Annotated in this window: 13 protein-coding genes; 4 read left to right on the top strand and 9 right to left on the bottom strand. The window is 52.1% G+C overall.

What is annotated here, in order from left to right; all coding sequences use genetic code 11:
• Positions 1–143 precede the first annotated feature (143 nt).
• From IPG22_18225 to IPG22_18210, 4 genes are all read left to right on the top strand, one after another.
• Entirely contained in the window at positions 144–725 is a 582-nt protein-coding gene (locus IPG22_18225) for a hypothetical protein (GenBank protein ID MBK6590221.1), read from the top strand.
• A gap of 73 nt (positions 726–798) precedes the next feature.
• Positions 799–1,506: a hypothetical protein gene (locus IPG22_18220; GenBank protein MBK6590220.1), complete on the top strand. Its 708-nt coding sequence runs from the start codon at positions 799–801 to the stop codon at positions 1,504–1,506.
• A gap of 114 nt (positions 1,507–1,620) precedes the next feature.
• Positions 1,621–2,919: a UDP-glucose/GDP-mannose dehydrogenase family protein gene (locus tag IPG22_18215; GenBank protein MBK6590219.1), complete on the top strand. Its 1,299-nt coding sequence runs from the start codon at positions 1,621–1,623 to the stop codon at positions 2,917–2,919.
• A 152-nt stretch (positions 2,920–3,071) separates the two neighbouring features.
• A complete protein-coding gene (locus IPG22_18210; GenBank protein ID MBK6590218.1) occupies positions 3,072–4,028 on the top strand; it encodes an SDR family oxidoreductase in 957 nt (318 codons plus the stop codon).
• Between the two features lie 46 nt (positions 4,029–4,074).
• Here the strand turns inward: IPG22_18210 and IPG22_18205 are convergent, their stop codons facing one another.
• The 9 genes from IPG22_18205 to IPG22_18165 all read right to left on the bottom strand — a co-directional run bounded on the left by IPG22_18205 (position 4,075) and on the right by IPG22_18165 (position 13,004).
• Entirely contained in the window at positions 4,075–4,824 is a 750-nt protein-coding gene (locus tag IPG22_18205) for a hypothetical protein (protein MBK6590217.1), read from the bottom strand.
• A gap of 102 nt (positions 4,825–4,926) precedes the next feature.
• Entirely contained in the window at positions 4,927–7,881 is a 2,955-nt protein-coding gene (locus tag IPG22_18200) for a TonB-dependent receptor (GenBank protein ID MBK6590216.1), read from the bottom strand.
• Between the two features lie 110 nt (positions 7,882–7,991).
• Positions 7,992–9,230 carry a hypothetical protein gene (locus IPG22_18195; GenBank protein MBK6590215.1) on the bottom strand — a complete coding sequence of 413 codons (1,239 nt, stop codon included), beginning with the start codon at positions 9,228–9,230 and terminating at the stop codon, positions 7,992–7,994.
• 138 nt (positions 9,231–9,368) lie between these two features.
• Positions 9,369–9,815, bottom strand: a complete 447-nt coding sequence (locus IPG22_18190) for a hypothetical protein (GenBank protein ID MBK6590214.1) — start codon at positions 9,813–9,815, stop codon at positions 9,369–9,371.
• On the bottom strand, positions 9,803–10,348 hold the full coding sequence (locus IPG22_18185; GenBank protein MBK6590213.1) for a hypothetical protein: 546 nt from the start codon (positions 10,346–10,348) through the stop codon (positions 9,803–9,805). Before IPG22_18185 ends, IPG22_18190 begins: the two co-directional genes overlap by 13 nt.
• Positions 10,349–10,366: 18 nt before the next feature.
• Complete coding sequence (locus tag IPG22_18180) at positions 10,367–10,939, bottom strand: zf-HC2 domain-containing protein (GenBank protein ID MBK6590212.1); 573 nt, start codon at positions 10,937–10,939, stop codon at positions 10,367–10,369.
• Between the two features lie 3 nt (positions 10,940–10,942).
• On the bottom strand, positions 10,943–11,320 hold the full coding sequence (locus tag IPG22_18175; protein MBK6590211.1) for a DUF4870 domain-containing protein: 378 nt from the start codon (positions 11,318–11,320) through the stop codon (positions 10,943–10,945).
• A 4-nt stretch (positions 11,321–11,324) separates the two neighbouring features.
• Positions 11,325–11,930, bottom strand: a complete 606-nt coding sequence (locus IPG22_18170) for a sigma-70 family RNA polymerase sigma factor (protein ID MBK6590210.1) — start codon at positions 11,928–11,930, stop codon at positions 11,325–11,327.
• 144 nt (positions 11,931–12,074) lie between these two features.
• Entirely contained in the window at positions 12,075–13,004 is a 930-nt protein-coding gene (locus IPG22_18165) for a hypothetical protein (GenBank protein MBK6590209.1), read from the bottom strand.
• Between the last annotated feature and the right edge of the window lie 12 nt (positions 13,005–13,016).

Here is a 13,016-nt window from a genome sequence, read left to right as displayed (position 1 = left end):
GGTCCACAGTCTAACGAGGCTCCTGACTGACTAAATTCTTGGAATCCGCCGCTTTAGCGGGCAATTTATTGACATATCGCCGAAATCGTGTAAAACTTTGTCTGGTCTGTTGTCTCGGACCGAATGAATTGGAGCAATAAAAGATGAAATCCTTATTTATTGAGCGGTTAGCATTCAAAGCCGCGACTGTCGGCGTTATTTTCGCTTTCATTGTTTCTGGTTCGTTGGTTACATTGGCAGCGTCGACGAAACCCGTTGGGGAGATAATGGTCACGGGTGCTAAGGTTGACGGAGCTTCGGTTACGGTAAATGGCGAACCTGCGGACACGGGACGCACTATCTTCTCTTCGAGCACGATCTCGACACCTGAAGGCACAAGTGCCTTGATCAATTTGGGCAAGGCCGGAAGGATCCAATTAGCTCCTGGTTCGACCTTCGTTATCAACGTTGAGGACAACGCGGTTAAGGGCAACCTCACTGCGGGAAGTTTGACAGTACTTAACTCGGCTCAGCCTGTTGGCGTTAAAACGCTGACCGGCGATGTCGTAACGCTTTCCTCCGGCGAAACCGCTTCTGCATCTTCGGGGTCTTCCTCAAAGAAAGCTAAGCCGGGACCGGGCGGATTGGATTGGTGGGTTTGGGCCGCTATTATAGGCGGAGCAACCGCGGCGGTTATCATTTTCGCTACTCGCGACGATAACAATACGACCAGTCCTGTTAGATAGTTGTTTTTTTGTTACCCTATAAGGTATTATTATTTAGATTTGAAAGAATTGATTTCTGGAGGAGATTAACTAAATGCACGGCAAGAATATTTTACGAAAGTCTGTTACATCAGCGACCCTAGTGGCGGTCTGGTGTGTTTACTCAATGGTTGCCTTCGCTCTGCCGAAGGATTTTGCGGGTGAGATCAAGGTCTCGGGCCAGGTTATGGTCAATGGATCGGCCGCTGTATCGAACTCGACTGTTATGTCAGGTGCCGTGATCACGACAGGTGATAACTCTAGTGCTGAGATCAGCCTTGGTAAAACCGGCCGTGTTGAGATCCTCGCGAATTCAAATGTAACCCTTCGCTTCACCGAGACAAGCATCGTTGCTATTCTTACGGATGGTAAGGCTCGTGTTGCAAATGCAGCTGGTGTTGCCACGACCGTTACTACGAAGAACGCTACGTTCATCGCCGATGCGGGTCAGGCTGACAACTTCACTGTAGAAGCGGAATGTTCACACTCACACGTTGACACCAGTGCTGGTATCGTAACGATGCGTGAAGGTTCGGCAGACAAGCAGGTCGTTGCCGGCACATCCGCAACCGCCGGAAACCTTGTCCAGACAGGATGCAAACCTTGCCTCCGCCCTGATTCAGCTCCGGGTCCATCAGTTGGCAACTGGCCTTGGCTCTTGCTCCTCGCGGCTGGTGCTGCCGGTGCGGGTATCTACTTCGGTACGAAAAGCGACGATTCGAATTTCGGTGGCCCAGGTATCGTAGTTAGCCCGGTTCGTTAATCTAAACCTCTAGTTTGTATTTGTGCGGGTCATGTAGAACTTACGTGACCCGCATACTTTTGTTTTGATTTAGACAGTATTAGTGACTTATTTCATCGTCTTATAGATTTTTATATGCATATAGCAGTTATCGGCACGGGATATGTTGGATTGGTCTCGGGAGCCTGTTTCGCGGAATTCGGTATAGACGTTACATGCGTCGATGTGGACACGGTTAAGGTCGAAAACCTAAACAACGGAATTATCCCGATATACGAGCCCGGACTCGATAAGATCGTCGAAAAGAATGTTGCCGCCGGCCGACTCCATTTCACAACCGACATCAAGTCTGCGGTTGAGCAGGCTCTCGTGGTGTTTCTGGCGGTCGGCACGCCCCCGCAGGCTGATGGATCGCCGGATATGAGCTATTACCGCCAGGCGGCTAAAGATGTGGCCGAGGCTATAAACGGCTATAAGGTACTCGTTACAAAATCGACTGTACCGGTCGGCACCGGCGAATGGCTCAGGAACTTTGTCAGCGAAAATCTTCGAGTTGAAACGGACTTCGGCGTAGCATCAAATCCGGAGTTCCTTCGCGAAGGAGCAGCTATCGAAGATTTCATGCGGCCCGACCGCGTCGTCGTTGGCAGCAACGAGGCCCGAGCGATCGAGGTCATGAAGGAGCTTTATCGACCGCTCTATCTGATCGAGACCCCTGTCGTCATCACTTCCCTCGAGGCAGCCGAGCTTATCAAGTACGCTGCCAATGCCTTTCTCGCTACCAAGATCACGTTCATAAACGAGATCGCAAACCTCTGCGACGCCATCGGCTGCGACGTGCACGATGTCGCCCGGGGCATGGGAATGGACAACCGAATCGGACGAAAATTCCTCCATCCCGGCCCGGGATATGGCGGTTCCTGTTTTCCAAAGGATACCAGGGCACTTACCACTGTTGCCGATAAATTCGGCGTCGAGACCCGCATCGTCGATGCCGTGGTCGAGGCTAACGAGCGCCAGCGGGACGCGATGATCCCGAAGATCGAAAAGCTCGTTGGTGATCTCAGTGGAAAGAAGATCGGCGTCCTCGGCCTTTCATTCAAACCGGAAACTGACGACATGCGGGAATCACCGGCAACCGATATTATCAACGCAATGGTGGCCCGCGGTGCCGCTGTCAGAGCGTTTGACCCGGTCGCTATGGCCGAGGCAAAGCACTATCTGCCGGACATCGAATACGCGGTGGACGAATATGATGCGATCAAAGGAGCCGATGCTCTTGTGATCATCACCGAATGGAACCAATTTCGGGCTCTTGACATGGAAAAGGTAAAGTCCCTCCTCGCTTCCCCAAAGGTTGCTGATCTCCGTAACATTTACGAACCTTCAGACATGCGCGAGATGGGATTTGAATACGTCGGAGTCGGACGATAGTTAACTGGGTTCATTGAGTACCAGAATTCGGACGGCACGGGCGATTTTATGGGGTTCGATTATTTTTCAAACCCGGCACTCTGAAAACCCGGTACTTTGCGACTACAAAAACTCTGGTACTCTGTATTCTGGTACTCAACAACTATATTTCTATGGCAATCACAACAAAAGTCCTCGTAACTGGCGGAGCTGGATTCATTGGCTCTAACCTTGCCGACGAACTTATCCGGCAGGGTGCCCGAGTTAATATCATTGATAATTTCACGACCGGCTTTCGCGAAAATCTTGAAGAGATAAAGGGTGATTTTGAGTTCATCGAGGGTGACATAAACGACGATGCCTCAGTTGCCAGAGCCATTGAGGGCGTTGAGGTCGTTTTTCACGAGGCAGCTCTGCCGAGTGTTCCGCGTTCTGTCGAGGATCCTCTCGAAACCCATCGTGTCTGCGTGAACGGCACGGTCAATATGCTCATCAAATCACGCGATGCCGGAGTTAAGAGATTTGTTTATGCGGCTTCGAGTTCCGCCTATGGCGACCAGCCGGTGCTGCCAAAAGTTGAAACAATGCGGCCTGACCCGCTTTCTCCCTACGCCGCCGCAAAGCTGACCGGAGAGCTCTATTGCCGGGCATTTAACAACGTCTACGGCCTGGAGACGGTATCGCTGCGTTACTTTAACGTATTTGGCCCGCGTCAGAATCCGGCGTCTATGTATTCCGGCGTTATCTCGCGGTTCATCGACGCTCTGATGACCGACACTGCGCCTGTTATCTTCGGCGACGGCGAGCAGTCACGCGATTTCACCTACATTGCCAACGTCGTCGACGCGAACATCAAAGCCGCACAAACCACGAAAGGCCTCGGCGAAACCATGAACGCCGCGAACGGCGACCGGATAACGCTCAACGAATTACTCGAAGTATTAAAAAAGATCACCGGCAAAACTGATGCCGTTGCGGATTTTCAACCGGCTCGAAATGGCGATGTAAAGGATTCCCAGGCAGACAACCGCCGTGCCGTGGAGTGTTTCGGCTACGAACAACTCGTTGGCCTGGAAGAAGGGCTCAGAAATACGATCGATTGGTGGAAAGCAAGTAGATTCGCGAAGTGAGTACCAGATTTCTCAGACCCACCTGGTCTGACAACCTGGTACAAAACTAGTTCGCTATTGTGAACGCACTGTCTTCGATGGTTGAGTTGACCTTAACGTCCTTCGCTTTGAAATTGGCGTAAGCCGTCAGCGGGCCGAGGTCGAAACGCTGCGAGTATTTTTTCGGAACGGCGATTCCGTCTACTGTCATAAATTCATCGATCTCGACCGAGGTTGTTATAGTCTGCTGGCCGCTCATCCATTTTGCCTCGTAGCCCTTTATCTGGCCGGTTTTCTCATCCACAACAAAATCTGTGAAAAATCCTTCAGGCGTGGTCATCCTAAAACCTTTTCGCTTCTTGGCGGAGTCCGGCAAAGCCGTAACTACGAAGCCCGCGTCACCGATCTTCGGCAGCAATGGAAAACCGAGGCTCGTAACCGGCGGAAGTGAGAAGCCCTGGATGGAATTGCTCGTTTGCTTGCCGTCAAACACCTGCTTTAGCTGCTGGACCGGGGTGACTATCTCAAAATAGTATTTTTCGCCGCTAAAGGCTGTCGAGAAAGCTCCCGGCAGGCTCTGTCCTTGAAAACTAACATCGACCGATCCTTTAACGAAAAAGCTCTGGAGTTTTTTTAGCTTGTCGCCGCCGTGTGCCGCGAGAGCGGCCTTCGCAATATCGAGCGGAGCAGTGGCTCCAGCACTAGCGGTCAAGGCTGCAGATGGCTTCTCCGCCGGTTTGCCCGTAGCTCCAGGCTGGGCATAACAAATGGATCCAAGGACAACAATGGCGGTAAGAGATGCTAGCGTAAGTTTCATAATGTTGAGGTTCGCAAAAATCGAGTGCTAAATCAAAAAGAGAGTCAGAAACTATTACGTTTCAGACTCTCTTTAGTTTGATTAAATTAAACGGTTTTTGGTTTACCAGTTAAATCGCATATTTAGTTCGATCCTACGATTCGCACTCGCTCCGCCGCCGCCGAATCCTCCAAAACCACCGAATCCGCCGCCGGTCGAGGTGGATTGGCCAAAACGGCTCGAGCTAAGGCTTCCGGATGGAGTGTTAAGGTTTACGATGTTGAATAGGTTCTGGACGTTGATACCAACGCTCAGATTGTAGGGCTTGCGAGCATCGCCGCCGCCACCGAATCCGCCGCCGCCCATGCCGCCTCGCATTCCGCCGCCGCCACCGCCGCTTGCCATCACCATAGCGGGGATAGACATGCCGCCGCCTGCACCAGGAGCACCGCCGCCGGCATTACCTGCTCTCTGAGCCGCAGTTTTACCGAACCCAAAATTTTTACGCATGTTCAAATTGATCGTAATGCTCTTTGGACCTTCGCCGTAGTTGCGGGGCACGATATCTGTAAGGCTGTTGCCGCCGACGTCGCAGAATGACGTTGTCAGGGCTAACTGCTGGCATCGTGCCTGCAGCTCGCCAAAAGTTGGACGTTCGGTAAAGAACCCGTCACCGTTCGAATCGGTTCCCCTCGTAATGTTGAACGGATTGCCCGAACGCATCGTCACGAAAGGATTCATGCTGATGCCCCATGGAAGCGTAACATTGCCGAAGATCGAGACATTGTGACGCACGTCGCCGCGAGCCCTACCATATTCACCGGTGAAATCGTACATGTAAGCAGGCGTGTCATCATCGCCATTCGAGAAACCAAGTCCGTAGTTTACATTGATCGAATACTTAGCGCTGATGTTTGCACGGAAATTTACGTTTAGTCGGTTCGAATTAATAACACCGCTCGATTCAAATACGTTGATGTTTCCCTTCGTCGGGATAGGACGAACGGCACCCACACAGTTGGTCGGCGTGGCACATACAGGTGCGTTGTAGTTACGGGTTCGAATCGAGTGGATCGTCCTGGAAGTGACAAAGGTCGTGGCAAGATTAAACCGGTTTGTCGCGAAGCTGCGTTCCATAGAGAACGCACCCTGCATCGTGTAAGGTGCCTGCAGATCGTCCGCGACATCACGGATCGAACTTGCGGTCTGTGGCAATACAGCCAGGATCTGTGCGGCAGTAAGTGAATTCGTCACGCCGCTGGTCGTAAAGACCGGCTGAGCAAGCAACGCAAGAGCGATCGCACGGCGAGCCGGATCAGTATCATTCGCACTAACAAGCAGGCTGAGCTGATTCACACCATTATTGCGAAGAGCCTGGAGCGTGTTGTTCTGCCCGAAGCGTTCATAAAAGACACCCGCACCGCCGCGGAATACCATTTTCGGCGTCCTCGCACCACCGGCTCCCGGCGACCATGCGAACCCGAATCGCGGAGCAAAATTGAATTTGCTGCTGATGTTCGTCTGGTTCTCATAACGCAGACCAAAACTCAAGAGCAATGCAGGCGAGATCTTCCAGTCATCAGTTGCGAATAGTCCAATTTCCGTCTGTTTTATGGATATTTCCGGGGTACCCGTCGCGATCGAAAACTGCGTCGGGTTATAGATCACGTTTGAATTACCAAGGAGTTTCTGGCGATACTGTTCGATCGACGATACCGTACATCCGGCAGCGCTCGTACAAACGCCCGGGAACGTGTAGGTTCCAGCGTAGTTATTCTCCGAACGGTTAATAACGTCGACATAGCGAAGTTTTCCGCCAAACTTGAATGAGTTCTTAGCACCTAATGATGTGCTGGTAAAATTATTGATCTCGACAGTTTTGTTCCGGTTAAAGCTGTTGCCGATCGACGGGCCGCCTCCGGTAAACGACGATGAAACGTTGATCGTCGGAATCGAGTTATCGCCCGTCTGCTTACTTTCGTTATCCGAATATTCGAAACGCGTTTCGTTAACCGTTTTCGCGTTGATGATCATCGTCTCCGTCAATCGTAGTTCGTTCTCTTTATTCGTAGAACTATATGCACGCGACAGAAGCGACGTGTCGCCAATTCCCTGATTCTTCGAGGTTCCGTTACCAAAGTTGTAACGGACGACCATCGTGTTCTTGTCATTGATCGCGAAATCGATACGTGGGCTGAACGAGAAACGACGTGTCGGACGGGTCACGTCCTGGCGGAAAGGAATAATGTTCAGCGAAGCGTCCAGGATCTGGGCGTTAATGATCGAGCTATCGTCATTCTGACGGTTGTTTATCTCGACATTGAACGACGCTTTACCTTTCTTCAGTGGTCCGGAATAGTTGCCGCCAAAGTTACGCGACTGCGTTGGAGCACGATTTAGTGCGAACGGATTACGTGAGTTCAGACTTTCGTCATTAAAGCTGCCGTTCAGTGAACCGCGGAATTTATCCGAACCAGGACGCGTGAGGATCTCAACACGGCCAAAGCCTATACGATCGTATTCTGCTGAAAACGGATTGCTGTTGATACGGATCTCGCGGATCTGGTCTTTGGTCGGCATCTGGCCGCCGGTGAAACCATCAATGTAGATCTGACCGCCGTTCGGGCCAGCCGCCGCACCAGCAAGTGCCTGCAGAGCTGCCTGCATTTCATCAGGATCGTCGGGCAGGGCTTCGATATCCTTGTCTTTCAGGACGGTGGCGTCTTTGTTGTTCTCAGGCTCGTTGTTGACGCCTTCATTGACCGAAACATCGACATTCTCTTCGATTCCCGCAACCGTGAGAACGATGAACATCTCGTTCTTCTCGCCGGCAGTGATCACAACCTCGGTGTTTTCATACAAGCCGAATTTCGGAGCGATCGCTTTGACCGTGTATTTGCCCGGTGCGAGGCTGTTGATCGTGTACTCGCCTTTCGAATTTGAGATGTAGTCTTTCTTTGCCCCGGTCGCAGAGAGAGCCGAAACCGTAGCACCCACGATGATTGCGCCGTTCGCGTCAGTGACGGTACCGGCGAGACTGCCGTTTGCCTGCGCAAACGCAGAGCTGACGGCCAGCATGGATATAATTCCTAATAAAAACAGGGGTCTGATGAATTTCATGATAATAGTTTGGTTAAATAAAAAATTAAGGGCGGGTCCTGAAAATACTCACCGCCCGAGATCTGGATTTAGGGGAAACCGATGCCATCGAGGCCGGGGATACTAAATCCGCCGTCGACTCCGCCCTGGCCGCCGCGTCCGCCTCGCCCACCGGTCGCCTGAGCCGACCGCAAGAAAGGTTCAACTCCGGCAAATAGCTTGATGGCTTTGATTCGTGCCGTGTCAGATGTTTTCGTGCTCGAAAGAGCAATAATGTCGCCAACCTTCAGATCGGCTGCAGAAATATTTGGCGAGCGTTCGAGCATGTCTTCGACACCACCCGCTCCTCGCCCGCCGCCCATTCCTGGACGGCCCTGTCCTCCCGGTGCTCCACCCGGATTTGTACCCGGATTTCCTGCTGGCGGTTGGGTGCCGCGGGCTGCACCGCCCTGGCCACCCTGTCCGGGTTGGCCAACCGGCCGAGCTCCGCCGCCGGCTCCCATCATCTGGAAGCGAGCGAGCATCTCTGCCTGTTCGGCCGGAAAACGCTTTAATACAGACGTCTCACTAATAACGATAGTTACGTCTTTATTCGTCTGAAGATTTTTGATAACGACTTCGTTCTTCGCCGCGTCGATCGATTTAACGGTTCCGGCGATCGTCTGGAAGGCTCCGGCGACAATCTGCTCAGCCGAAAAGCTCAATCCGTCCGAACTCTTGTCGCCAAGTGCACGAACCATATCTCCGATCTTCGTGTCCGCGAGCGAGCTCGTCACGGCTTCGTCAAACTTGATCGAGTCCGGAGCGTAGCGAAAGAACTTCACACCTTCTTTAGGTGTAACGACGACATTGCTCGCTCCCGTTAAAGTGCGAGTCTCCAGCGTTAACTGATTCGTCTGAGCGTTAACCGCTGTTACTTTCCCCCAGACTCCGCGACGCTGCCATTCGCCGCTTTCTTTTGCGTTCTTCGCAGCGATGTCTGCCTTCGTGATGAAATAAACAGTACGTGCTGGAAGCGTTTTACCGTCCTCCGACATAATACCGCTCACCGTAAGTTTGTCGCCGACACCAACATCCGAAAAAGCTCCCGGCGTTGCGGTAGCGAAGTTTGGATTTTCAGCCGCAACCTTTTTGAAAACAGTTTTGTCGCTCGTGGTAATGTCGACCGGACCGTTTTTGAAATTAACGACAAACTTCTTATCCCCGACCGTGACAACATCGCCGGCGACAACCGTCGGTTTGACGCCAGCCGTCGGCGTTTGCCCCATTACAAGAGCAAAGGCACCTGAGAACAGAAAAATAATGATCGATATAATAACCTGGGCCATAATTTCGTACTTTTATCCTTGAACCTTATACGCGTCAAAAACGCAAATAGATGCGCTTCTCAAGGAGTATGACGTTAATAGTAGCAGTAAGGTTCGAGGCTATTTGTAAAGAAATGTAAAAATCTGCAAGCATTACGCTTAAGGATTCTGCCATTTTGGTGAGGTTTTGCCTGTGAGTACAAGGCCGACGCCGGCGGCGAAGATCACAAAAAGGGCGATCAGCCAGACATACGGCAGCGAGAGGACCAGCGTCCAGGCTAAAACACCAATGAGTAGGGCGAGCGTTTCTGAGCGATTATTGCCCGCCAGAAAGTGCTTTTGGATCAGCTTTCCGGCACTGACCTGAAGGACGACACGGCCGAAAACAAAACCGAGCAGCACGACGACCGCACCGAGGAACGCTATCGTTGCACTCAAATAATTCGGCAGCGTTATGCTTCCGCCGACGACAGCCGTGGCAATAAGCACGAACGAAAACGCTCCTATCGCAAAGATCTTGAGCGACGATAGCTGCACACGGGCAACGGCCCGGCTGACCGCTCCCGGAGCAAGCGTCGTGAAAACGAGCGAAATTACAAACCACACGAGGGCGATAAAGAGCCGCTGTGCCAGAAACCCGAGCGAAAAACTCGGGGCAAAAACACGGCTCGGATCCTGTCCGAAACTGCGTAGTTCTTCTTCGAAAACACCCAGGACGATCGTCTGTTTCCCGCTTCTCGGAGCGGCGAAGTGCTTTCCGGCTTGTACGAACCGCCGATCGCGATGACCTCGCCGCCGATATAGGCGTTCTCTTTCTGCACGATATTTCCGCCGATGGTGGCCACATCGCCCTCAACGCGGCCTTCGACCGTAATGTCGCCGCCGACCACCAGAACGCCTTTCGCTCGTTTGATCACGATGACCGACTTTCCAAAGCTGATAACGTCCTGTTCAGGAGCATCATTCACGATAACCGTAGTTTGGTCCTCGGAAGTTGTGATCTCAGGATTAGCGAATGCGGTGAGGCAAAGAATGGGAATGAATAATACGAGAACAAGAAAGGTTCGGAGCATGGCGGGCACGCGGTAATCAACCGCAAAAGCACATACTCCGAACCTTGTCTCTAATAAATTATTCACCTTGAATGCAGAGAAAACTCATGCCCTGCGTATGTTCAGGACCTTTCGCGAAATCAACATCAATGCCACGCCAAAACACGCAGCGATAGCCAACCCCACGATCACATCAAGGCGGAACTGGCTGGCAAAGGAACGCAAAACGATCACCAGGCCGATAAAAACCGAATAAACCAAATGGCCAAGAAAGCCAGCCACGACAGCTGCCTGCTCAAAAAAACCGTAGAGGCTGCCAAGAAGTGTCCGGGCTTCGGCTCCCATCGCAAACATTACGAAGAGAGCCAATGCGGCGCAGATAAATACCGCGTTGTATCTCTCCCGCGGGCGTCGAAGACCGCTGACCGTACTCTCTGCATTCGCAACTATGTGCTTTGCAAAGTCTGCCGGCAGCTCTATCTCCTTCTCTTCCATCAAGCTCGAATTGAGGCTGCAGAGGAATTGCTTCTGCAGCGTCAGTTCGATCGAACATGATTCGCAAACCGCAAGATGAGATTCCATTTCCAACTCGCGAACGAGATCTAGCTCGCCATCAATATAGGCAGAGATCTCGTCTGATGGGCATTCAAATGCCGCATGTTGAGTTGCTTGCGTCATCCGTTACTTTAGAAACTTGATGGTTAGCGGGTAATTCCACGATTCGCCGTTATTTGCCTTAATGCCGCCGACGATCGGGAAGATGATCGCCAGAAGAAAGACAGCAAGAGTAGTCAGAAATCCGATCAGGACGAACATCAGGATAAAGCTAACGAAAAAGTAGATCGTTGCCGAGATCATCCAGTTGGTGACCATTTTGCCGTGGGCATCGAGTGCCGGCATCTTATCCTTCTGGGTCTGCCAAAGTATGATCGGCAAAACGATCCCGAGCGGAAACACCAGTGCGAAAGCAAGTCCCGAGAGATGCAGGAACATCCCCATCTGTTTTTCTTCGGCCGTTTGCAGAGACATCGGGCCCATTGGCTGCATTTGATAGCTCATAGGTCTAAACTCCCGTAAATCCTCGTTCGATGAACATTTCACGCATCATTTCACGTGCACGAAAAAGACGATTCTTAACAGTGCCGAGCGGCAAACCGGTAATATCGGCGATCTCGTCGTAGCTGAGATCACGTGAGTGTCGAAGTATGATCAGATCGCGGTATGCGGACGGAAGGCATTTAACGACGGAATCGATCTCTGTCCGCCATTCACTGCGTTCGCGGTCCTGCTCGGGCGAAGAGCCGCGGCTTTCCAACTGGATCTGATACGAACCGTCAGCATTTTCGGTCTCCAGGCTCTGCGGCGTTACCGAATTGCGGCGCATATGATCTACCGCAGCGTTATGAGCAATGCGGTAAAGCCACGTCGAGAACTTGTATTCAGGGCTGTATTTGGTGAGCGAGTTGTAAACCTTAATGAAGACTTCCTGAGTGACGTCGAGCGACAGGTCATAGTCGCCCAACATCCGGAAAACATAGCTGGTGATCGGACGCTGGTAACGCCTGACAAGCTCCTCAAAACCGTCGGTACGGCCGTTGACCGCATTGACGATCAACTCGCCATCGGTCAGAGTTCGAATCCCTTCAATTGGTATCGCTTGTGCAGTCATCGCTTGCTCGTTTATTACGGTAATTCTATCCGAATTGTTTCAGAGAGCAAGGCCGCCCAAAGGATTTCAACCACGAAAAAACACGAAAATCCACAAAATGAATGTTATTTCGTGAATTATCGTGATCTTTCGTGGCTGCACTTCCTAAGTTCCAAGAGCCGCAAGCCCAGCCGGTGCAGCGAGATCGTCAAAGCTCAAGCCGCCGCCCGGGAGACTCAACCCAACCTCATCACTGGTCAAAACACGCAGGTTGCGCCCGAGCGCTTCCGAGGCTATCGCCTGCACTTTTGCCGCGACAAGAGTTCGCCCGACAACCAGCAATCTTTCCAGAAGCCCATTCCCGTCCGCTCCACCGAACCGGTCGTTATAGAACATAACGAGCCGATAGATCTCGTCATCAACCTCCGACTGCAGACAGGTAACGGAACGAACAACGGTCGGCTCCGACCCCCTAAGCAGCAATGCCGTAAACCCTTCGTTGTTACCACTGATCAACAGCGAATCAGCCTTATTCTGCCTGTCCATCAGCCAATTCGCCTCACCTACCGCTCGCGGAAGGATAAGCCCGGCCTTCCAGCCGAGCGATTCAAAGTGGGATTCGTATTCGTCGATCACGGCGAGCCGAACCGCCGTAGCAAAATATCGCACACGGCCTTCTTTGTCAGGCGAGATCTTTTCCTTTGCGATCCGTAATTCCGCGGCCGGAGCACCAAAGTTTTGCTCGGATTTCCAATCGAGCACCTCTTCAGCTTCCTTGCTGTTCGCGGGTACGCTGTCGAGTGTCAGAATTGCGGTTCGGGCCGTGCTGCTCGGCAGGGCCACGGACCAGCGCTTTTGCTTCAGAAGGCCCGAGATCTCAGCTACCTCTCGCAAACAGGATGAGAATTCCAACTGATCGTGAATGTTGACGTCAAGAAAACTGGGCGTGACAAGCCCCGCCGGTAATTCGACCGAACCGGCCTGCTTTACCGTATAGCCTCGCCGCCCGCCTGAAAGCGCTACGGCAGAAATAAAATTGCTCTCAATTCCCAATGCCGCATTTGGATAGTTGGGCTGAGTAATAGAAGAAAACATAAAGTTTAGCCG

This window comes from Acidobacteriota bacterium, from assembly GCA_016703965.1.
Lineage (GTDB): Bacteria > Acidobacteriota > Blastocatellia > Pyrinomonadales > Pyrinomonadaceae > OLB17.
This window is presented reverse-complemented; position numbering and strand designations above follow the sequence as displayed.